Source organism: Pseudomonas sp. CCC3.1, from assembly GCF_034347405.1.
In the GTDB taxonomy this organism is placed as follows: Bacteria; Pseudomonadota; Gammaproteobacteria; order Pseudomonadales; family Pseudomonadaceae; genus Aquipseudomonas.
Map to the genome: position 1 here is coordinate 754100 of NZ_CP133778.1, position 22204 is coordinate 776303.

The 22204-nt window shown below is 55.8% G+C and carries 21 protein-coding genes; 13 read left to right on the top strand and 8 right to left on the bottom strand.

Annotated features, from left to right (window positions below; translation table 11 throughout):
• Positions 1–3: 3 nt before the first annotated feature.
• From pcaD to RHM56_RS03430, 3 genes are all read left to right on the top strand, one after another.
• Positions 4–804 (top strand): 3-oxoadipate enol-lactonase, encoded by an 801-nt coding sequence (gene pcaD / locus RHM56_RS03420; RefSeq protein ID WP_322238549.1) that lies wholly within the window; start codon positions 4–6, stop codon positions 802–804.
• Between the two features lie 10 nt (positions 805–814).
• On the top strand, positions 815–1207 hold the full coding sequence (gene pcaC, locus RHM56_RS03425; RefSeq protein WP_322238550.1) for a 4-carboxymuconolactone decarboxylase: 393 nt from the start codon (positions 815–817) through the stop codon (positions 1205–1207).
• A gap of 173 nt (positions 1208–1380) precedes the next feature.
• Entirely contained in the window at positions 1381–2019 is a 639-nt protein-coding gene (locus RHM56_RS03430; RefSeq protein ID WP_322238551.1) for a hypothetical protein, read from the top strand.
• 71 nt (positions 2020–2090) lie between these two features.
• On the opposite strand, the gene RHM56_RS03435 is transcribed toward RHM56_RS03430, so the two are convergent.
• From RHM56_RS03435 to RHM56_RS03445, 3 genes are read right to left on the bottom strand one after another with little or no spacing between them, the layout of a single operon-like run.
• Positions 2091–3542: an AdeC/AdeK/OprM family multidrug efflux complex outer membrane factor gene (locus tag RHM56_RS03435; protein ID WP_322238553.1), complete on the bottom strand. Its 1452-nt coding sequence runs from the start codon at positions 3540–3542 to the stop codon at positions 2091–2093.
• A complete protein-coding gene (locus tag RHM56_RS03440; protein ID WP_322238554.1) occupies positions 3539–6694 on the bottom strand; it encodes an efflux RND transporter permease subunit in 3156 nt (1051 codons plus the stop codon). The genes RHM56_RS03435 and RHM56_RS03440 overlap by 4 nt, the downstream gene beginning before the upstream one ends.
• Before the next feature lie 3 nt (positions 6695–6697).
• Entirely contained in the window at positions 6698–7852 is a 1155-nt protein-coding gene (locus tag RHM56_RS03445) for an efflux RND transporter periplasmic adaptor subunit (RefSeq protein ID WP_322238556.1), read from the bottom strand.
• Between the two features lie 265 nt (positions 7853–8117).
• Here RHM56_RS03445 and RHM56_RS03450 point away from each other — a divergent pair, with 265 nt between their 5' ends.
• The gene (locus tag RHM56_RS03450; protein WP_322238558.1) at positions 8118–8750 is read left to right on the top strand and encodes a TetR family transcriptional regulator; all 633 of its coding nucleotides are present in this window, start codon (positions 8118–8120) and stop codon (positions 8748–8750) included.
• A 273-nt stretch (positions 8751–9023) separates the two neighbouring features.
• On the opposite strand, the gene fdxA is transcribed toward RHM56_RS03450, so the two are convergent.
• Both fdxA and mutS read right to left on the bottom strand, forming a co-directional pair.
• Complete coding sequence (gene fdxA, locus RHM56_RS03455) at positions 9024–9347, bottom strand: ferredoxin FdxA (RefSeq protein ID WP_322238559.1); 324 nt, start codon at positions 9345–9347, stop codon at positions 9024–9026.
• A gap of 129 nt (positions 9348–9476) precedes the next feature.
• Complete coding sequence (mutS, locus tag RHM56_RS03460) at positions 9477–12056, bottom strand: DNA mismatch repair protein MutS (RefSeq protein ID WP_322238562.1); 2580 nt, start codon at positions 12054–12056, stop codon at positions 9477–9479.
• Between the two features lie 192 nt (positions 12057–12248).
• Here mutS and RHM56_RS03465 point away from each other — a divergent pair, with 192 nt between their 5' ends.
• The 5 genes from RHM56_RS03465 to recX all read left to right on the top strand — a co-directional run bounded on the left by RHM56_RS03465 (position 12249) and on the right by recX (position 15885).
• Positions 12249–12983 (top strand): XRE family transcriptional regulator, encoded by a 735-nt coding sequence (locus tag RHM56_RS03465; RefSeq protein ID WP_322238564.1) that lies wholly within the window; start codon positions 12249–12251, stop codon positions 12981–12983.
• A 275-nt stretch (positions 12984–13258) separates the two neighbouring features.
• Positions 13259–13603 (top strand): phage holin family protein, encoded by a 345-nt coding sequence (locus RHM56_RS03470; protein ID WP_322238566.1) that lies wholly within the window; start codon positions 13259–13261, stop codon positions 13601–13603.
• Between the two features lie 108 nt (positions 13604–13711).
• Complete coding sequence (locus tag RHM56_RS03475) at positions 13712–14191, top strand: CinA family protein (protein WP_322238568.1); 480 nt, start codon at positions 13712–13714, stop codon at positions 14189–14191.
• A 105-nt stretch (positions 14192–14296) separates the two neighbouring features.
• On the top strand, positions 14297–15409 hold the full coding sequence (recA, locus tag RHM56_RS03480; RefSeq protein WP_322238570.1) for a recombinase RecA: 1113 nt from the start codon (positions 14297–14299) through the stop codon (positions 15407–15409).
• Between the two features lie 8 nt (positions 15410–15417).
• Complete coding sequence (gene recX / locus RHM56_RS03485) at positions 15418–15885, top strand: recombination regulator RecX (protein WP_322238572.1); 468 nt, start codon at positions 15418–15420, stop codon at positions 15883–15885.
• A gap of 159 nt (positions 15886–16044) precedes the next feature.
• Here recX and RHM56_RS03490 read toward each other — a convergent pair whose 3' ends face one another.
• Together RHM56_RS03490 and RHM56_RS03495 are read right to left on the bottom strand one after the other, a co-directional pair.
• A complete protein-coding gene (locus RHM56_RS03490; protein ID WP_322238574.1) occupies positions 16045–17166 on the bottom strand; it encodes an LOG family protein in 1122 nt (373 codons plus the stop codon).
• Between the two features lie 200 nt (positions 17167–17366).
• On the bottom strand, positions 17367–17777 hold the full coding sequence (locus tag RHM56_RS03495; RefSeq protein WP_322238576.1) for a PA3611 family quorum-sensing-regulated virulence factor: 411 nt from the start codon (positions 17775–17777) through the stop codon (positions 17367–17369).
• A 230-nt stretch (positions 17778–18007) separates the two neighbouring features.
• On the opposite strand from RHM56_RS03495, the gene RHM56_RS03500 reads away from it, so the two are divergent.
• The 3 genes from RHM56_RS03500 to RHM56_RS03510 all read left to right on the top strand — a co-directional run bounded on the left by RHM56_RS03500 (position 18008) and on the right by RHM56_RS03510 (position 20281).
• Complete coding sequence (locus tag RHM56_RS03500) at positions 18008–18754, top strand: tRNA-uridine aminocarboxypropyltransferase (protein ID WP_322241693.1); 747 nt, start codon at positions 18008–18010, stop codon at positions 18752–18754.
• Positions 18755–19192: 438 nt separating this feature from the next.
• Positions 19193–19843, top strand: coding sequence for a response regulator transcription factor ErdR (gene erdR / locus RHM56_RS03505; RefSeq protein ID WP_322238578.1), 651 nt, complete (start codon positions 19193–19195; stop codon positions 19841–19843).
• A gap of 75 nt (positions 19844–19918) precedes the next feature.
• Entirely contained in the window at positions 19919–20281 is a 363-nt protein-coding gene (locus RHM56_RS03510) for a diacylglycerol kinase (protein WP_003443016.1), read from the top strand.
• Here the strand turns inward: RHM56_RS03510 and RHM56_RS03515 are convergent.
• Entirely contained in the window at positions 20278–21204 is a 927-nt protein-coding gene (locus RHM56_RS03515; protein ID WP_026013949.1) for a LysR family transcriptional regulator, read from the bottom strand. The genes RHM56_RS03510 and RHM56_RS03515 overlap by 4 nt on opposite strands.
• Before the next feature lie 117 nt (positions 21205–21321).
• On the opposite strand from RHM56_RS03515, the gene fpr reads away from it, so the two are divergent.
• Positions 21322–22101, top strand: coding sequence for a ferredoxin-NADP reductase (gene fpr, locus RHM56_RS03520; RefSeq protein ID WP_002554680.1), 780 nt, complete (start codon positions 21322–21324; stop codon positions 22099–22101).
• Positions 22102–22204: the final 103 nt, after the last annotated feature.

The window sequence follows — 22204 nt, forward strand, 5'->3', positions numbered from 1 at the left end:
TTCGTGGGACGTGTACAACTCGCTGAAGGTGAACTCAATTACCAACTCGACGGCCCGCAAGGCGCGCCTGTGCTGGTGTTGTCCAACTCGCTGGGCACTGACCTGGGTATGTGGGCGTCGCAGATTCCTGCATTCACTGAACATTTTCAGGTGCTGCGTTACGACACCCGTGGCCATGGCCAGTCTCTGGTCACCGAAGGGCAGTACAGCATTGAGCAGTTAGGCGGTGACGTGCTGTCGCTGTTGGATGCACTGAACATCGAGCGCGCGCATTTTTGCGGCCTGTCGATGGGTGGCCTGATTGGCCAGTGGCTGGGTATTAATGCCGGTTCACGCCTGCATAAGCTGGTGGTGTGCAACACCGCAGCCAAAATCGGAGAGCCTTCGATCTGGAACCCGCGCATTGAAATGGTACTGCGTGATGGCGCGGCGGCCATGGCGGGCTTGCGCGATGCTTCGATAGCCCGCTGGTTTACCCCGGATTTCGCCGAGGCCAACCCAGAGCAGGCCAAACGCATCACCGACATGCTGGCGGCGACGTCGCCTCAAGGCTATGCAGCCAACTGCGCGGCGGTGCGCGATGCTGATTTCCGTGATCAGCTTGGCGCCATTCACGTGCCGACACTGGTCATTGCTGGCACGCAAGACGCGGTGACACCGCCTGCGGGCAGCCATTTCATTCAAGAGCACGTGGCGGGCGCAGAGTACGTTGAGTTTTACGCTGCGCACCTGTCCAACGTGCAGGCCGGTGATGCGTTCAGTCAGCGAGTGCTGGAATTTCTGTTAGCCAAAAAGTCGGTTTAAGGAGCGTTTTGTGGACGAGAAACAGCGTTACGAAGAAGGCATGGGCGTGCGCCGCGCGGTATTGGGTGATGCACACGTTGATCGCAGTCTCAATGCCCTGACCGAGTTCAACAGCGAATTTCAGGAAATGATCACCCGTCATGCCTGGGGTGATATCTGGACGCGCCCTGGCTTGGCGCGTCATACCCGCAGTCTGATTACCATTGCGATGTTGATCGGCATGAACCGCAGCGAAGAGCTCAAGCTGCACCTGCGCGCAGCGGCCAACAATGGCGTCACCCGTGCCGAGATCAAAGAAGTGATTATGCAGAGTGCGATTTACTGCGGCATTCCCGCGGCCAATGCGACCTTCCATTTGGCAGAGTCGGTCTGGGATGAGCTGGGGGTAGAGTCGCGGGCTTGAAAGCCATGGCAGAACGGCTTTCAAGGGTCGGCATTTAGGCCCTTAGCAGATACCGGCCAGCAATTGTCATAGGTATGTAACGCACCTCATCCTTCTTATTCTTGGATTATCTCTCGACACCTGAGCCCCACACGGTGGGGTTGATCAGGTGAGAGTGACTTCAAGGATGAGCCATGATTTTGAATGACGCTGTTTTGAACTTGTTGCCTGAGTACTTTCGTAGTGCTGACGAAGCCGCAATTGCGCTGTCAGGTTCGATAGATTTGGAGTCTGCCACTCAGTTAGGTGGCTTTATCGTTTTTGACTCTCGATTGAATCATTACCGCATTTCGCGTCCGGTGAGCATTGCGCAGGCTCAGGGTATTGAATTTAATAAAAAGGGGCATTTGAACGCGGATCCAACACTCAGGTTTCGCGGGTCTTACTGTACATCAGACATGGCTGGAGCCAGCCGGATGGCCTATGAGACCGGCGAGCGGGCTTTGTACAGCAATTTTTTTGCTCCCGCTTATCTGGCCCGGATGATCGATCAGGACCTGGTGGTGAGGGCGAGCGCGGGGTATTGGTTAGCACCGAACAAAGCCGTACTCAAGTTCCGCTCCCACGCTGAGGAGGAGGCAAAAGAACTGGCTTCACAAGCGCCCGAACTTTTGAACGCACTGATTAGTGGGACCAGGTTGATGGTGGGCTATATCCAACAGGTTGCTCAGGCGGGTGACTTGCAGGTACTTCAGAAAAGTGAATTCCCGGGTATATGGGACACACTAGGGCTTGTCCCTGTTGATTGGTTGCCGCCTGTGCAGTCCAATTAAATCGGGTCTGGTGTGCCAGACCCGCAACAAAAAACCCGCTAATGCGGGTTTTTTGTTTTAGCGGGTTTTCATCAAGCCTTTGGCGGCTTGTCCGAAATAGGCCGATTTTCACCGGTCTGTTCGTGCCAGCCCCCCCCCAGCGCCTTGTACAGCGTAACTTCGCTGGTCAACTGCGACAGGCGGTCGGTGATCAGCGATTGCTGTGCACTGAACAGCGAGCGCTGAGCGTCGAGGAAGGTCAGGTTGCTGTCGATGCCAATCCGATAGCGCCGCTCGGCCAGACGGTAGTAGTCCTGGTTAGCGTTGACGAAATCGGTTTGTGCCTGCAACTGCTCGTTGTAGGTTTCACGTGCGGCCAGCCCGTCAGAGACTTCCTGGAATGCCGTCTGGATCGCCTTCTCGTATTGAGAAACGGTGATCTCTTTCTGGATTTTCGAGTAGTCCAGACTTGCGCGCAAAGACCCTGCGTTGAAGATCGGCAGGTTGATCTGCGGCGAGAACAGCCAGGTGCCCGAACCGCCCTTGAACAGACCTGAGAGGTCTGGGCTCAAGGTCCCGGCATTGGCGGTCAGGCTGATGCTTGGGAAGAACGCTGCGCGCGCAGCACCAATGTTGGCGTTGGCTGCCAGCAACTGATGCTCGGCCTGAAGGATGTCCGGACGACGTTGCAGCAAGTCAGACGGCAAGCCCGCAGGCACTTTGTTCAACAGGTCGGCCGACAGCGGTTGGCTGGCTGGCAGATTGTCAGGAATGGTGGTGCCGAGCAGCAGGGCCAAGCTGTTTTGGTCCTGGGCCACTTGGCGAGTGTACTTGGCCAATTGAACCTTGGCGTTTTCCACCGAAGTGCGCGACTGACTCAGGTCAAGCGCCGAGGCCACACCGACTTCATTGCTGCGCAAGGTCAGCTTGTAGCTCTCGTCGTATGTTTTCAGGGTGTCTTGAGTGAGCTTGAGCAGCTCTTTGTCTGCTTGCCAGGTCAGGTAAGCATTCGCGACGCTGGCCACCAGACTGATCTGAGTGGTGCGGCGCGCTTCTTCAGTTGCAAAGTAGTTTTGCAACGCTTGATCGCTCAGGCTGCGCACACGGCCGAACAAGTCCAGTTCATACGCGCTCACGCCAAGCGTCGCGGTGTATGAGCTGGAAATGGATGACTCGCCGGTTTGCGATACACGCGCCGGAGTGCGTTGGCGGCTGCCGCTGGCAGTGGCGCTGACTGCCGGGAACAGATCGGCACGCTGGATGCGGTACTGAGCCGCGTAGGCGTCGATGTTCAGGGCCGCGACTCGAAGGTCGCGGTTGTTGACCAAGGCCGTCTGGATCAGCTGTTGCAGGGCAGGGTCATGGAAAAACTGACGCCAGCCTTGTTCTGCTGCCGCCTGATTCGGCGCTTCGTGTGCCGAGTAGGCCGGGCCTTGCGGGTATTGCGCGGCGACCGGCGCTTCAGGGCGCTGGTAGTCCGGGATCAGCGAGCAGCCGCTCAGCGTAAACGCTGCAACGGCGACTGCGAGAAGCGACTTGCTCATTGGCCAGCCTCTTGGTTTGGAGTTTTAGTCAGGTCGACCTTCTGTTCTTTATCTTTTTTACTGCCGAACGACGAGACAGCTACAAAGAACAGCGGGACCCAGAATACAGCCAATACGGTCGCGGTGATCATGCCGCCGATTACGCCTGTACCGATAGCGTGCTGGCTGCCCGAGCCTGCACCCGAGGAGATGGCCAGCGGGATCACACCCAGTACGAACGCCAGCGAGGTCATGATGATCGGACGCAGACGCATGCGGCACGCTTCAATCGCGGCCTCGGTCAGCGTTCGTCCTTGCTCATGCAGCTCTTTGGCAAACTCGACAATCAGAATGGCGTTTTTCGATGCCAGACCGATGGTCGTGAGCAAGCCCACCTGGAAGTACACGTCGTTGGACAGGCCGCGCAAGCTGGTAGCCAGCAATGCACCAATAATCCCCAGGGGGACCACCAGCATCACCGCAATCGGAATCGACCAGCTTTCGTACAAGGCGGCGAGGCACAAGAACACCATCAGCAACGAGATGGCGTACAGCGCAGGTGCTTGCGAACCCGACAGACGTTCCTCATAGGACAGACCGGTCCAGGACATGCCTACGCCGGCTGGCAGCTTCTTGGCGATGGCTTCAACTTCGGCCATGGCTTCACCACTGCTGTAGCCCGGTGCCGGGGCGCCGAGGATTTCCATCGCTTCTACGCCGTTGTAACGCGCCAGCTTGGGTGGACCGTAGATCCACTTGCCTTTGGCGAAGGCGGAGAACGGCACCATGGTTCCGTCAGCGTTACGCACGTACCATTTTTTCAGGTCTTCGGGGTTCATCCGCGAGTCAGCTGCGCCTTGCAGGTAAACCTTTTTAACCCGACCGTGGTCGATGAAGTCGTTGACGTAGCTGGCACCCAGGCCGATAGACAGGGTGTTGTTAACGTCTGACAGGTCAACGCCCAAGGTACGTACGGCCTCGTCGTCAATTTCCAGCTGGTACTGCGGCTCATCGTTCAAGCCGTTAGGACGTACACCCGCCAGAATCTTGCTTTGAGCGGCCATCCCCAGGAACTGGTTGCGCGCTTCCATCAATTTTTCGTGGCCGATACCGGAACGGTCTTGCAGATAAACGTCGAAGCCTGTTGCGTTACCCAACTCCATAACGGCAGGTGGCGCGAAAGCGAACACCATTGCATCGCGGAACGTCGAGAAGTGCGCCTGTGCCCGTGCTGCCAACGCAAAGACGCTGTTGTCGGCATCACGCTCGCCCCACGGCTTGAGCATGATGAACGCCAAACCCGAGCTTTGACCGCGGCCGGCGAAGTTAAAGCCGTTAACGGTGAACACCGACGATACGGCCGCCGACTCATCTTTGAGCAGGTATTCACGCATGCGGTCGATGACCAGTTGCGTGCGTTCAGCGGTTGTACCGGCAGGCGTTTGTACCTGTGCAAACAGTACGCCTTGGTCTTCTTCCGGCAGGAAGGAGGTAGGAATACGGGTGAACAGGAACACCATGCCGACGACGATCAGCACGTAGGCCAGAAAGTAGGGGGCTTTGTGACGCAGAATGCTGCCGACACCTTTCTCGTAGCGCTTCACGCCACTGTCAAAGGTACGGTTGAACCAGCCAAAGAATCCGCGTTTGTTTTCGCCGTGATCACCCTTTTTGATCGGCTTGAGCATGGTGGCGCACAAGGCCGGGGTGAAGATCAGGGCAACCAGAACCGACAGGGCCATCGCCGAAACAATGGTGATCGAGAACTGTTTGTAGATCACGCCGGTGGAGCCGCTGAAGAAGGCCATTGGCAGCAGAACCGCCGACAGTACCAAGGCAATACCGACCAGCGCACCCTGGATCTGCTCCATGGATTTCTTGGTGGCTTCCTTGGGCGGCAATCCTTCTTCGGCCATTACCCGTTCAACGTTTTCCACCACAACGATGGCGTCGTCCACCAGCAAGCCGATGGCCAGCACCATACCGAACATGGTCAGGGTGTTAATGCTGAAGCCCGCAGCGGCCAGAATCCCGAATGTACCCAACAGTACGACCGGCACGGTCATCGTGGTGATGATGGTTGCGCGGAAGTTTTGCAGGAACAGGAACATCACCAGGAACACCAGTACAACGGCTTCAACCAAGGTTTCAACTACGCCTTTGATCGATGCTGAAACCACAGGGGTGGTGTCATACGGGTAAACAACTTCCATGCCTGGCGGGAAGAACGGCTCCAGGTCGCTGATGGTCTTGCGCAGCGCCTTGGCCGTGTCCAGGGCGTTGGAGCCCGGCGCCAGCTTGATTGCAAGGCCCGAAGACGGCTTGCCGTTGAACTGTGCGCTGATGCTGTAGTTTTCACCGCCCAGGGCGACTTCTGCGACATCGTGCAGGCGCACTTGCGAACCGTCAGTGTTGACCTTGAGCAGGATCTTTTTGAACTGCTCGGCGGTTTGCAAACGGGTTTTGCCGATGATGGTTGCGTTCAGCTCCTGACCTTTAACGGCTGGCAGGCCGCCCAATTGCCCGGAGGACACTTGGACGTTCTGTGCAGAAATGGCCGACTTAACGTCTACCGGGGTCAGGTTGTACTTGTTCAACTTGGCAGGGTCGAGCCAGATACGCATTGCGTACTGGGCGCCGAACACCTGGAAGTCACCCACACCTTCGGTACGGGAGATCGGGTCTTGCATGTTCGAGACGATGTAGTTCGACAAGTCGTCCTTGTTCATGCTGCCGTCTACCGACACCACGCCGATCACCATCAGGAAGTTTTTCACTGCCTTGGTCACACGGATACCTTGCTGCTGAACCTCTTGGGGCAGCAGCGGGGTGGCCAGGTTGAGCTTGTTCTGTACCTGAACCTGAGCGGTGTCAGGGTCGGTGCCCTGGTCGAACGTAGCGGTAATGGTCATGCTGCCGTCGGAGTTACTTTCCGATGACACATAACGCAGGTGGTCAATACCATTGAGCTGTTGCTCGATCACCTGAACCACGGTGTCCTGCACGGTTTGCGCCGAAGCGCCCGGGTAGGTCACGGAGATCGAAATAGCCGGAGGCGCGATGCTCGGGTATTGGTTGATCGGCAGTTTGAGGATCGATAGTGCCCCGACCAGCATGATCACCAGGGCAATTACCCAGGCGAAAATCGGACGGTCGATAAAAAATTTCGACATGGTTTACTCCCCTTTGCTGCCCGTAGCTTTATCTGTTGCCGGGGCTGCCGGGGTTGCGCCTGCGGTTTTGCTGGACTCAGTCACTTTGACTTCCATGCCGGGCTTGATGAACTGCAGACCGTCAACAATCACGCGGTCACCTGCATTCAGGCCTTTTTCTACCAGCCAGTCGCTGCCCACGGTGCGGGAAGCTTGCAGCACGCGCAGTTCAACCTTGTTGTCTGGCCCAACGATCATGGCGGTGGGTTGGCCTTTGAGGTTGTGCGTCACGCCGATTTGCGGGGCCAGGATTGCATCGGTGTCGACACCGGCTTCCAGTTGCGCGTGAACAAACATGCCTGGCAGCAGCGTGTCATCAGGGTTTGGGAATACCGCGCGCAGCGTGACGGAACCGGTGGTTTCGTCAACCGAGACTTCTGAGAATTCCAGGCGGCCTTCTTGTGGGTACTCGCTGCCATCCGGCAGGGTCAGCTTGACCTTGGCGGCGTTATCGCCCGCTTTCTTCAAGCGACCGCTGGCCAGGTCACGACGCAGTTCGAGCATTTCGACCGAAGACTGAGTCACGTCAACATAGATAGGGTCTAACTGAGTGATCACCGCCAGTGCGTTCGTTTGACCACTGGTCACCAATGCACCTTCGGTGTACAGCGAACGACCAATGCGGCCCGTCAGCGGTGCCAGGACCTTGGTGTAGCGCAAGTTGACCTGAGCGGTGTTCAGTGCGGCTTCGGCTTCAAGACGGGCAGCTTCGGCGTTGTCGTATTCCTGACGGCTTACGGCTTGCTCTGCGACCAGTTGCTTGTAGCGATCAGCCAGAGATTTGGCCGATTGCAGAGTGGCCTTGGCGCTCAACACACTGCTTTCGTAGAGTGCTGGATCGATTTGATACAGCTGCTGGCCTTCTTTGACGTCGCTGCCTTCTTTGAAGTAGCGCTTCAGAATAATCCCGTTCACTTGAGGGCGAACTTCGGCCGAGCGGTAGGACGTCGTTCGACCTGGAAGGTCAGACGTTAGGGTGTAGGGTTGTGTTTTCAGCGTCACGACGCCGACCTGAGGGGTTTGCGGGGCAGGTGCCGCCTCTTCCTTCTTACATCCGCTGAGCAGCGAAGCTAGGGTGATGGCAGCAACCAGAGCGGTAACAGCTGGCTTAAATTGCATGAAAATCCTCGGGTCAGGCACGCGAAAGCGCACAAGAATAGTGGAAGGGTAAAGAAAGCTGTTCCGGGTGGATAAGTAGCTTGCTAAGGAATATACTTACATTCATGTCTGTTTGTAAATAGCGGGAGTCTGTCACGATGGCCGTCACAGAGCCCTTTTTAACGTATGAAGTAGCTCGGGATAAGGCAAAAAAAACGCCACCCGATGTCGGTTTGGATGCTCGGTTGCATTTGTCCAAACCCTCCTGATTGAGGTTTTTATTGCCATGGCGCGTCGTACCAAAGAAGAAGCTCAGGAAACCCGGAGCAAAATCCTCGAAGCAGCCGAGCAGGCCTTTTATGAACGGGGGGTTGCCCGTACCACTCTGGCTGATATTGCCGCGCTGGCAGGTGTCACCCGAGGTGCAATTTACTGGCATTTCAGCAACAAGGCCGACTTGGTTCAGGCCATGTTGGACAGCTTGCATGAGCCGCTGGATGAACTGGCCAAAGCCAGTGAAAGCGAGGCAGAGCTTGACCCGTTGGGCTGCATGCGCAAGCTGTTGATTCATTTGTTTCGCCAGGTTGCTATCGACCCGAAGACTCGGCGTATCAATGAAATTCTGTTTCATAAGTGCGAATTTACTGACGAAATGTGCGATTTGCGCCTTCAACGTCAGGTGGCGAGTGTCGACTGTAATAGCCGAATTGAGCTCACGCTGAATAATGCAGTCCATCGCGAACAACTCCCTTCAAATCTGGATACCCGCCGCGCCGCCATTACCTTGCACGCCTATATCGACGGTATTCTCGGGCAATGGCTGCTGGTCCCCGATAGTTTCGAGCTTCATAAGGAAGCTGAGTCTTGGGTCGACATCGGCATTGAAATGCTGCGTCTGAGCCCGAGTTTGCGCAACTGAAGCGGAATTTGGGAGAGTCTAGTCCGATTGAACGATAAGGCGAATGAAGTTTCTCGCTGGATGCGTCGTCGGTCGTGAATAACCTTTATATACGCCTGTCTTGCGAGTTTAAAGTTAGCAAGCTCAGTTTTTTGTAGGTTAATTGTGACGTCCTGACCAGGACCTAGGATCAGGCGATGACGAAGCGGGTTGAGTTTGCGTCAGATTTTTCGTTAGCCCTAAACGCAAAAAGCCCCGGCTCACAAGAGACGGGGCTTTTTGCTACTGCATGAATCAGCGTTCCAGGTGCTCGATCTTCCCTGGCTTGCCATCCCACTCGGCCGCGTCCGGCATAGGGTCTTTGCGTTCAGTGATGTTTGGCCAGATTTCAGCCAGCTCAACATTCAACTGAATAAAGTTTTCCATGCCTGCAGGCACTTCATCTTCCGAGAAGATGGCCACTGCCGGGCATTCAGGCTCACAAAGCGCGCAGTCAATGCACTCATCCGGGTGAATCACCAGGAAGTTCGGGCCTTCGTAAAAGCAGTCCACCGGACAGACTTCTACGCAGTCGGTGTACTTGCACTTGATGCAGTTGTCGGTGACGACGAAGGTCATTTCTAATTTTCTCCTCAGGCGGCGGCAGCGAAGCCCTTCCAGTTCGGGTTCGCAGGGCTCGGGAGTGATATCTACTGACCAGGCTAAAAGGCCAGTAGCATCCCGAACCGCGCGCGATTCTAGCAGCTTTTAAAGGCGTGTCTTTAATGTGTAGAGCAAATCAAGTGCTTTACGCGGCGTCATGTTGTCCAGATCAAGCTTGGAAAGGTCATCCAGTACCGGATGCGGCAGGCTGGCAAACAGGTCGCTTTGGTGCGGTGCCGCTTTCTTGCCTGGCGCCTGATGTGGCACTTCATGAGGCAGGCTGGTGGTTTCAAGTCGGCTCAAATGCTCACGTGCACGGGTGATGACATTGGCTGGAACCCCCGCCAACTGTGCCACTGCCAAACCATAGCTCTGACTGGCCGGGCCTGGCAATACGTGGTGCAGGAACACAATGCGTTCATTGTGTTCAGTTGCACTCAAGTGCACGTTGGCGACCAGTGGCTCGCTTTCTGGCAACACCGTCAGCTCAAAATAGTGCGTGGCAAACAACGTGTAGGCGCGCAATTGGGCGAGACGTTCGGCCGCAGCCCACGCCAGTGACAAACCGTCGAAGGTGCTGGTGCCGCGTCCCACTTCATCCATCAGCACCAAGCTGCGCTCGGTGGCGTTGTGCAGGATATTGGCCGTTTCGCTCATTTCCACCATAAAGGTAGAACGCCCGCCAGCCAGATCGTCGCTGGAACCGATCCGCGTGAAGATCCGATCCACCAGCGACAGCTCGCAACTGGCTGCGGGAACAAAGCTGCCGATGTGTGCGAGCAACACAATCAAAGCGGTCTGACGCATGTAAGTAGATTTACCGCCCATGTTAGGACCAGTAATCACCAGCATGCGGGTGTTGTCGTCCAGTCCGAGATCGTTGGCGACAAACGGTGTCGTTAACACCTGCTCAACCACGGGATGGCGACCTTGGCTGATACGCATGCACGGCTCATCGACAAAGCGCGGGCAGTTCAGGTCAAGGTTCAGTGCCCGCTCGGCCAGGTTGCTCAGCACATCCAGCTCGGCCAGTGCGGCAGCGGTGTCCTGCAGGGGCGGCAACTCTGCGATCAGGGTTTCAAGCAGTGCTTCATACAGCATCTTCTCGCGGGCCAAGGCGCGGCTTTTGGCCGACAGGGCCTTATCCTCGAAGGCCTTAAGCTCTGGCGTGATAAAGCGTTCAGCCCCTTTGAGGGTTTGACGGCGGATGTAATCAGCCGGCGCTTGTTCAGCTTGTTTGCTCGGCAGCTCAATGAAGTAACCGTGGACACGGTTGTAACCCACCTTGAGGTTGGCCAGGCCGGTACGGGCCTTTTCGCGGGCTTCAAGATCAATCAGGAACTGTCCGGCGTTTTCGCTCAGCGATTGCAGTTCATCCAGCTCAGCGTCATAACCGGTCTTCAGCACGCCGCCGTCACGGATCACCGCAGGCGGGTTGTCGTTAATCGCTTTTTCCAGCAGCGCCGCCAGTTCAGGGTAGGTGCTGGTGATGGTCGCCAGTTGTTGCAGGTGCGGGGCTTCGAGGCCGATCATTGCGTCTTGCAACTCAGGCAGAGCGCCCAAGGCATCGCGCAAGCGCGCCAAATCGCGAGGCCGCGCATTACGCAAACCGATACGCGCCAGGATACGCTCCAGGTCGCCGATTTCTTTAAGCTGCGGCTGCAGTTTTTCGAAACGATAGCCATCCAGCAGGCAGGTGATCGACGACTGGCGCGCCAGCAGCACACTCAAGTCGCGCAATGGGCGGTTCAGCCAGCGAGTCAGCAGACGGCTGCCCATTGAGGTTTGGCAACGATCGACCACTGACTGCAAGGTGTTGTCGCGTCCGCCGGCCAGGTTGGTGTCCAGTTCCAGGTTGCGGCGGCTGGCGCCGTCAAGCACCACGGTGTCGTCGAGACGTTCATGGCGCAGGCTGCGCAAGTGGGGCAGGGCGGTGCGCTGGGTTTCCTTGGCGTAGCTGAGCAAACATCCGGCCGCGCCAATGGCCAGGGTCAGGTTCTCGCAACCGAAGCCCTTGAGGTCTTGGGTCGAGAACTGCTGGCACAGGCTCTTGAGTGCGGTATCACGCTCAAAGTCCCACGGCGCACGACGACGAACACCACGGCGCTTTTCGGCAGGCAAGCCTTGAGGCCAGTCGTCCGGGATCATCAGCTCAACTGGGTTGATACGCTCCAGCTCGGCCAGCAGGTTTTCCCAGCCTTTAATCTCCAGCACCGAAAAGTTGCCGCTGGTGATGTCCAGCACGGCGAGACCGAACAGTCGCTCGTCGCCCAGTACGGCTGCAATCAGGTTGTCGCGGCGCTCATCGAGTAGCGCCTCATCGCTGACGGTACCGGGGGTGATGATGCGCACCACCTGGCGATCAACCGGGCCTTTACTGGTTGCCGGATCGCCCACCTGTTCGCAAATCACCACCGATTCGCCGAGTTTTACCAGCTTGGCCAAGTAGCCTTCGGCCGCGTGATAAGGAATCCCGCACATTGGAATGGCTTGTCCGGCAGACTGCCCACGCGCCGTGAGGGTGATGTCCAGCAATTTGGCGGCTTTCTTTGCATCCTCATAAAAGATCTCGTAGAAATCGCCCATGCGATAGAACATCAACTGATCAGGGTGCTGGTTTTTGAGGCGCCAGTACTGCTGCATCATCGGGGTGTGGGAGGACAGGTCGGAAGTATTCTTGCTCATGAGGGGGCTTAGGCGGATTCGATTAAAAGGTGGGTGAAAAGCGGGCGTCGGGCACGGCTTTTTCGCAATGGGCGCAAGGTTAACATGTCAGCCGCCTGCATCTACAGGTACGCAGCGGGTGCGCTGACGCGTTGCTATAAATAGAAGAAATAGCATTTGCCATCTATAAACACGCCCAGCACTATTCTCGGCATGTCCAAACGAACTGTTTCAACGGTCCTTAAAGAACTGCTAATTCGTCACCAGATCAGCGCGATGGCGTTGCATCGGAGTACGGGTGTGCCGCAGTCCACGCTCTCGCGGATATTGAGCGGGAAAATTGTCGATCCTTCCGACAGGCATATCTCCAAAATTGCCGAGTATTTCCATATCAGTACCGATCGTTTGCGTGGCCGGGATGACCCGCCTGTGCCTGGAATTTCTGATGCTGAACCTCATCACCCGGAGCTGCGTGACATTTGCTTGTGGGACGACGACACGCCTGTGGCCGATGATGAGGTGTCCATTGCGTTCTTGCGTCAGGTTGAGCTGGCGGCGGGTTCGGGGCGCTTTGCCATTGAAGAAAGTGAGCGTGCCAAGCTGCGCTTCGGCAAGCGCAGCCTGCGTCACAATGGTGTGGAGTTCGATCAGGCCAAATGTGTAACGGTACGCGGCGACAGCATGCTGCCGGTGTTGCGGGACGGTGCAACCGTTGGCGTCAATGCGGGTAAACGGATGATTGAAGAGGTCATCGATGGTGACCTTTATGCGCTCAATCACAACGGTCAGTTGCGTGTGAAGCAGCTTTACCGTCTTGCCAGCGGTATTCGTTTGCGTAGCTTCAATCGTGATGAGTTTCCAGATGAAGACTATGCCTTCGCCGATCTTGAGGATGAGCAGTTGGTGATTCTGGGGCACGTATTTTGGTGGGGCATGTACGCGCGTTAGTCTTCATGTTTAAGAATTTACCCACCTGAGTAGTGGTTTTTTTTTGCCTTAAAAAAGACGATTCGCACTGCTTGTGTCGCTTCGGCTCACTTGTGGGCAGGGGGCAAATAAATATATGCATTGGTGCATTGACTGTATATCCATACATGCATAGTCTTTGTTGCATCGCGGTTACCCAATCTGACTCAAGCAGGGATGTGGCGCTACAGACAGCGTCCGCTGTTCAGTCCAGGCCAGCCATTGGTCTCTATCAGTAAGGATTCAGGAGTGAAGACATGATTAATGAGCCGCAAATATTGCTGGATATGCCGGTGTTGCTGGTCATCCTTCTCGCCTTGGTGGGCGGCATTTTTGGCGAGATGTGGCGAGCGGACAAGGATGGAGCCAGCGGCTGGCTGCTGGTCCGGCGACTGGCGCTGCGTTCTGGCGCCTGCATGGTGTGCGGTGTTTCCACCTTTATGTTGCTGTATGCAGCCGGGATGTCGGTTTTGGCTGCCGGTGCGTTTGGTTGCCTGACCGCGCTGGCGGGTGCAGATGCCGCCATCAGCCTTTATCAGCGCTGGGCCGCCAAACGGCTGGGGGTGGAAAATTCTGCGACAGACTCCCGGAGCGAGCTGTAGGAATAACGAATTTATTGCGTGAGATTCTGTCGTGAGCGCTCTGTCGCCTTGCAACGTCCACCTGCTCGTGTAGGTTATGGCGCTTGGACGCACCAACAGGAGGGCCTCATGGACCCACTATCTCAATTGGCGGCTGAACTTGGGCGCCAGTTACAGACTCTTAACGCTCAAGTTACGACTGCCGAGTCCTGCACCGGTGGTGGAATCGCTGAAGCCATTACCCGGATTGCGGGAAGCTCCGCCTGGTTTGAAGCGGGGTTTGTGACGTACTCCAATCAGCAAAAAACCAGACAATTGAATGTCCCGCAGCCTTTGTTCGCCGAGGTTGGGGCGGTAAGCCGTGAAGTGGTTGAGGCCATGGTGCGTGGTGCGCAGGCACAAAGTGGCGCACGCTTTGCCGTCGCTGTCAGTGGCGTTGCCGGCCCGGGAGGCGGTTCGGCAGAAAAGCCGGTGGGCACCGTCTGGCTGGCCTGGGGCGTTGGTGACGAAGTGACAGCCGATTGCAGGCACTTTGCTGGCGACCGTGATGAAGTCCGACGACAAACAGTGATCGCGGCGCTGAAAGGCCTAATACGCCGAACGGTATGAGAAATAGAAAATCAGGGGTAGGCGATCGTTTATCCCTGTGGAATAATACTGGCTACTTATACAGTTATCGGCCGTCATGGCCTTATTGATTTTGAGAGGACTTTAATGGACGACAACAAGAAGAAAGCCTTGGCTGCGGCCCTGGGTCAGATCGAACGTCAATTCGGCAAGGGCGCCGTCATGCTGATGGGCGATCAAGAGCGCCAGGCAGTGCCGGCTATCTCGACCGGTTCGCTGGGTCTGGACATCGCACTGGGCATTGGCGGTCTGCCAAAAGGCCGTATTGTTGAAATCTACGGTCCAGAATCTTCGGGTAAAACCACCCTGACGCTGTCTGTAATTGCACAGGCGCAAAAAGCGGGCGCAACCTGTGCCTTCGTCGATGCCGAGCATGCCCTTGATCCAGAATATGCGGCCAAGCTGGGTGTAAACGTTGATGACCTGCTGGTTTCGCAGCCAGATACGGGTGAGCAGGCACTGGAAATCACCGACATGCTGGTGCGCTCCAACGCTGTTGACGTAATCATCATCGACTCCGTGGCAGCCCTGACTCCCAAGGCTGAAATTGAAGGCGACATGGGTGACATGCACGTGGGCCTGCAAGCCCGTCTGATGTCGCAAGCGCTGCGTAAAATCACCGGCAACATCAAAAACGCCAACTGTCTGGTGATCTTCATCAACCAGATCCGCATGAAAATCGGCGTGATGTTCGGTAGCCCGGAAACCACCACGGGTGGTAACGCACTGAAATTCTACTCGTCGGTACGTCTGGACATTCGCCGCACCGGTGCTGTGAAAGAAGGCGATGTAGTCGTCGGCAGCGAAACTCGCGTCAAAGTGGTCAAGAACAAAGTGGCACCGCCATTCCGTCAGGCTGAGTTCCAGATTCTTTACGGCAAAGGTATCTACCTCAACGGTGAAATGATCGACCTGGGCGTATTGCACGGCTTCGTCGAGAAAGCCGGTGCCTGGTACAGCTACAACGGCAGCAAAATCGGTCAGGGCAAGGCGAACTCCGCCAAGTTCCTCGACGAAAACCCGGACATCAAGGACGCCCTCGAGAAGCAACTGCGCGCCAAACTGTTGGGCCCAAAGACTGACAGTGAGCTGGCAGAGCTGAAGACCATGCCGAAGTTGAGCAAAGCTGCCAAAGCGGCTGCTGATGAAGCTGAAGCAGCAGAAATGGAACTGGAAAACTCTGCTGAAAACGATAACTGATAGAGCCCATGATTGCCGTTTTGGATAACCTCGTCGCGGTACGACGAACTGCAATGGACCTGCTCGCGCGACGCGAGCATGGTCGAGTCGAGCTGACGCGCAAACTGCGTCAGCGCGGAGCTTGCCCAGACATGATCGACATTGCCCTCGACCGTTTAACGGAAGAAGGGCTGTTGTCGGAGTCGCGTTACCTCGAAAGCTATATCAATTACCGTGCAGGTTCAGGCTATGGCCCTTTGCGCATTCGCGAAGAACTCAGTCAGCGCGGTTTGTCACGTGGCGATATTGAAGAGGCGATACGCGAGTGTGGTTTCAACTGGCAAGAGCAGTTGGAAGATACATGGCGTCGCAAGTTTGCAGGTGCGCTACCTGAGGATGCGAAGGAGCGTGCTCGCCAAGGGCGTTTCCTGAGCTACCGAGGTTATTCGCTTGAAATGATCGGCCGGTTGTTAAGCGGCCGAGAGTTTGACGACTAAGCCCCTATCTGCACAAAACCTGTAGTCGCTGCGAAGGCTGCGATCACTCAGCCAAACCCGGCGCGCAGGTATTACGATCGCTGCGCAATCGGACACACAGCTTTCGGACCTCGACAGCGGTTACGGGTTTTGCGTGCACGCAAGACCCTCGCCCCAACCTTAATGTCCAACCTGGTCTACTGACGACTCCCGTCGGGCTGATGTGCCCTCGCTGTCGGTTATCTCCCAGTGCTGCGGCAGATTGATGAAATCGACCAGCTCTCGCAAGCGCCCTTGATTACGCCCGCTGAATGCAAAGCTCAGGCGGTATAGATTAAGGGAGACATCATGATCCTGGTCGTCATCAATTGATTGGCAGAAACCATTGCTCAGACAAATATCAGCAAATGATGTTTGTATGTGTGCCAACGCATGCACGTTAAGCGGGTATTTCATGCGAATAACAAAGGTCTTATTCAGCCAGCGGCTTGAATGGAAATTGTTGTAGAACTGATTGATCTCAACCAGTGCCTCTTCTGCGCTGTGGGCAAAACGCATGAGTTTCAAATCGTTGGGCAAGATGTACTGGTTGGCTTCCAGTTCGTTGTGAATGAAATCCAGCGCGCCCTGCCAAAATGTTCCGCCCGGCATGTCCAATAACACCACGGGAACCAACGGCGTTTTGCCGGTTTGAATCAGCGTCAGCACTTCCAGAGCTTCATCCAGCGTGCCAAATCCGCCTGGGCACATCACCAGGGCATCGGCTTCCTTGATGAAAAACAACTTGCGAGTAAAGAAGAAATGAAACGCCAGCAGATTGGCTGATCCACTGATCGTAGGGTTTGCATGCTGCTCAAAAGGCAGCGTGATATTAAATCCCAGGCTGTGCTCCAGGCCGGCACCTTCATGGGCTGCCGCCATGATGCCTGCGCCGCCACCTGTGATGACCATCATGTCGGCGCGTGCCAATGAGGCCCCCATCTCTCGGGCTAATGCATACAGAGGATGTTCTACCGGTGTGCGTGCCGAGCCGAAAACGGTGACTTTGCGACGGCCTTTGAATGGCAGCAGAACCCGGAAGGTTTTTTCGAGTTCGCGGATAGCTTGCAACGTAATTTTGGCGTTCCAGCGATCAAAGTCATCGTGGGCCATGCGCAATACAGTGAGCAGCATCTCGCGATAAAGCGGGCGGTTCGGGCTGTCGGGCGCGACACGTTGCAACTGCGCGTCTACGTCTTTCGCTATGTCGAGGCCTTGGCTCTCGAAATAAAGTGGCAGGGTGTCATTGGGTTGATCGGGCATGTACTTCTCCTTCTACACAACATCCTTGAGGGGCGCCGCATATCAATCAGGCGCCGAGACACAGAGTGTCAAACACGATGATTTGATAATGGTCCTGGGATGTTAGAGCTGGCAACCGCTAATTACCTGATGTAGATGAAGAATTGCAGAGGGAGGAGTGCACGCCGTATCACGTTGCGACGTGCAGGCACCGTTGCAAATCAGCCTTTGCGCTGGCAGTTCTCGGCGCGGATGTCCTGGGTCAGAACCGATTTGTTAGTGCCGTATTCCCTGATGTCAAAGCGCATTGTGGCGCCACGGGCCAGCAGTTTGCGAAAGTTAGGATCGCTGCAAACACTGCGTCCCAATTGTGGGACGGCCAATTCGGGAGCCGAGCGCATTTTTGCGGCCATGTTCGGGCTGGCTTCCAGGCTGTTGATTAATGCGGTGCCCTCAACCGTGAAGCCTTTGTCCAGCAAGTCGGGGCTGATGGCCCGTGGCTTGCCAACGTTGCTTGCTTCTGCGGTCTCTTGCAGAGACTTGTTCAGATTGAATTCTGCAAGAGAGGCTGCTTGCGCGCCCAAAGGCAGTGCCAGCATTAGGGCTACGGTTGGAATAATAGTGCGCAACATGAAACTCTCCTGATGTACGTGACGCAGGCTTTGACCCACCATCGATCTGTGCGTTCAGTGGCGCGGGATTATAGGTCAGCATTGTGTGACAGGAAATGCCCGCGGTCATGGTTTAGCCTGCCTGCGTCTGGCCTCTGGTAGACTTCGCGCCTTTCTCCAGTGAATCCGTTCTTGCGCCAGCCCGTGGCGAATGGGCGGTCGGTGCCCTTAAGTAAAAATCCATGACCCTGATGACTCATTCCCCTAATGCTGTCGCCCGTTTACGAGACGAGCGTGAAGAGGAAAGCACTAAACCCTACCTGGCGCGTGGCTCACGTGCGCCGCGTTGCCATACTTGCCGCGTGATCGAAAGTCACTGCCTGTGCAATTGGCGGCCCAACGTCAGCTCGCGTTCAGGCGTGTGCCTGCTCATGACTAAAAAGGAAGTGTTCAAACCGAGCAATACGGGCTGGCTGATCGCCGACGTGGTCAGTGACAACTTTGCCTTTATCTGGTCGCGCACTGAAATCGATGAAACGTTGCTCGCGCTGTTGGCTGATCCACAGTGGCAGCCCTATCTGGTGTTTCCCGGCGAATACGTTGCGGCTGAGCGAGTCACGCATACCGTGACGGTCGACAGCAGCAAGCGACCGCTGTTTATCCTCCTTGATGCCACCTGGACCGAAGCGCGCAAAATATTTCGCAAAAGCCCTTATCTGGATGCATTACCGATTTTGAGTCTTCTGCCAGAAAAGCTTTCGCGCTACCGCTTGCGCCGCTCTACGCGCAGTGAGCACCTGTGTACCGCTGAAGTGGCCAGCTTGTGCCTCGACCTGGCGGGCGATACCGAGGCATCCAGTGCGCTGGATGCGTATTTCGACGTGTTCAGTCAGCATTATCTGGACGCCAAAAACCAGCTGCCGGTGAATGAGTCCAGCGTCGCGCATCAGGAACTGGGTGTTTTTGTAAAAGACATTCCTCAGAACCGGGCTCAATAGACTAAAGAACTAGCGCTACAATTTTCAGCGCGTAATAAACGATAGAAGCGATGGGTCGAATTCAATTTTGATGCTGGCGCAGTAATGGCTGTTACTGGACCTTGGTGTCAAGTTTTACACTTGACCCTACTGTTTTCGCTGGGCATGCTTGGCGCCGATTCGGCGGCAGATGCTGCTCAAACGCTTATATCTTCTGACATCTAGCTGATGCACGGTCTTAGGCTCTGTACGAAATATATCTGCGCTCGGTTATGCGGCGTTGAAAACAGGCTCGGAATGCTCATTTACAACCCGTAGATTCCGCGTCCTCGACTGTTTTCGCCTTGCCTAACCTTCGCTCGAAAACATTTCGTAAAAAGCCTGGCACTGTTGCTCGAGTTGCCTTAGCGAGAGCTGGTATTGATCCAGTCTTGCCTGAAAAACAGGATCATTTAAAAAATGGCCACATACGAAATCCTGATTGCTGATGACCATCCGTTGTTTCGCAGTGCCTTGCATCAGGCCGTCACCTTGGGCTTGGGCTCTGATGTTCGCTTGGTTGAAGTCGCCAGTATTGCCGAGCTGGAAAAACAGCTGGAAATAAAGGCCGATTGGGATCTGGTTCTGCTCGACTTGAACATGCCGGGTGCTTACGGTTTTTCCGGGCTGGTGTTGCTGCGTGGTCAATACCCGCAGATTCCGGTGGTTATGGTGTCGGCGCAAGAAGAAGCTTCAGTCATGGTGCGCTCGCGAGAATTCGGCGCCAGTGGCTTTATTCCTAAGTCCAGCTCACTGGAAGAAATTCAAAAAGCGGTGCGTGCCGTATTGGATGGCGATGTTTCCTGGCCACCTCAGGCGTTCGAAGAAGTTCAGGTTTCGGCAGAAGCCAAAGCCGCCAGCGAAGGACTGGCCAGCCTGACACCGCAGCAGTTCAGGGTGTTGACCATGGTCTGTGAAGGCCTGCTGAACAAGCAAATTGCCTATGAACTGAGTGTTTCGGAAGCAACGATCAAGGCCCACGTCACTGCGATTTTCCGCAAGCTGGGGGTTCGTACCCGGACTCAAGCCGCGCTACTGTTGCAACAGCTCGAATCAATTTCAAGCCATTAAAACGCGAGCCTTCACGCATTTTTGACGTTGCGTGAATTAGGTTCCCCCACTCATTTTTTGTGCAGTTGCCTATTTATGTCGCCTTTCAAGGGTAAAACCGGATTTAAACGGATTTTGAATGCTGGCGGTTATTCGCTGGACGGTTTGCGCGCAGCCTTTACCGGCGAGGCGGCATTTCGACAATTGGTACTGCTTAACGTGGTGCTGATCCCGCTGTCGTTCTTTCTGAATGTCAGCCGGGTAGAACGTGCATTGCTGATTGCAGTCTGCCTGTTGGCATTGATTGTAGAGCTGCTGAACTCGGCCATTGAGGCGGCGATTGATCGTATATCCCTCGACTTGCACCCTTTGTCGAAAAACGCCAAGGACATGGGCAGCGCCGCTCAATTTGTCGTGCTGACCATGATTGCCGTGGTGTGGGCCGTGATTCTCCTTTAAGCGATGGCGGGTAGAACGATTTCATCGCTGCGCTGAACCCCAGCGGTAAATGCGCGGCACAGTTCTAAAAACTCGCGCATGGCCGAGGTCTGATATTTCTTCTTGTGCCAGATAAAGAAAAACTGTCGAGCCAGGTCCAGGTCCGGGGTTTCTACAGCCACCAGGCTGCCGCGACGAAAAGCATCGCGCAATGCCAGGCGCGAAATACAACCGATGCCCAGTCCGGACTCCACAGCCCGCTTGATCGCTTCGGTATGTTCCAGCTCCAGGCGGATGTTCAGCGCACTTTGGTGATGGCGCATGGCTTGGTCGAAAGTGAGGCGGGTGCCCGAGCCTTGTTCACGTAAAATCCAGGCTTCGCGGGTCAGCTCTTCCAGAGTGGCGTGGCCGCGAGCGGCCAAGGGATGTTGAGGGGCGCAAAAGACCACCAGTTCATCTTCGACCCAGCTCTGAACTTCGATGTCCGGGTGGCTGCAGTCGCCTTCGATTAGACCCAGATCAATTTCATAATGGGCAACTTGTTGCACGATATGAGCGGTGTTCTGAACAATCAATTTGACCTGACTTTCCGGGTGAGCCTGCATGAAGCTCCCGATCAGCAGGGTCGCCAGGTAATTGCCAATGGTCAGGGTCGCGCCAACGGTCAGCGAGCCAAAGCCCGACTTGCCGTTGAGCAGGTCTTCAATTTCCTTGGCCTGATCCAGCAGGGCTACCGCTTGCGGTAATAGCTGACGACCAAGGGCGTTGAGGCTTAAACGCTTGCCCGCACGGTCGAACAGTTGGCAACTGGTCTGGCGCTCCAGCTCGGTGATTGAAGTACTGGCTGCCGATTGTGAAAGGGCCAACAAGCCTGCCGCACGGGACACGCTCTCTTGTTGGGCGACGGTAACGAATACCTGGAGTTGTCTGAGAGTAAATCGCATATCGATATAACCGATAACCCTTATCTTAATAATTCAGTTAACAGATATTGTCGTCGCCATTAGAATGCTGTGCAATCGCGCTCATCGTTAGCGCTGGCGAATTTAGGAGCCCCGTACATGAGCAACATGAACCACGAACGTGTCCTCAGTGTTCATCACTGGAACGACACCCTGTTCAGCTTCAAGTGCACCCGCGATCCGGGTCTGCGCTTTGAAAACGGTCAGTTCGTGATGATCGGCCTGCAACAGCCAAATGGCCGTCCGCTTATGCGCGCCTACTCAATTGCCAGCCCAAACTGGGAAGAGCATCTGGAGTTCTTCAGCATCAAGGTGCCGGATGGCCCGCTGACCTCCCAGTTGCAGCATTTGAAAGAAGGCGACGAGATCATCATCAGCAAAAAACCTACGGGTACGCTGGTGCTGGACGATTTGAAGCCGGGCAAGCATTTGTACCTACTGAGCACGGGCACTGGCCTGGCGCCTTTCATGAGCGTCATCCAGGACCCAGAAACCTACGAGCGTTTCGAAAAAGTGATCCTGTGCCACGGCGTGCGTTACGTCAACGAAGTTGCATATCGCGAGTTCATCACCGAGCACCTGCCGCAGAACGAGTTCTTCGGTGAAGCGCTGCGTGACAAGTTGATCTACTACCCAACTGTGACCCGCGAGCCTTTCGAAAACGAGGGTCGTCTGACCGATCTGATGCGCAGCGGCAAACTGTTCAGCGACATCGGTCTGCCACCGATCAACCCGCAGGACGACCGCGCTATGTTGTGCGGCAGCCCAAGCATGCTCGACGAAACCAGCGAAGTGCTGAACAGCTTCGGTCTGACTGTTTCGCCACGTATGCGTGAGCCGGGTGACTACCTGATCGAGCGCGCCTTCGTCGAGAAGTAAACGACGCAGCATAAAAAATGTGGGAGCTGGCTTGCCGGCGATGAGGTGACACGGTGTTTCTGTTAAACCGTGTTGACGCAATCGCTGGTAAGTCAGCTCCCAC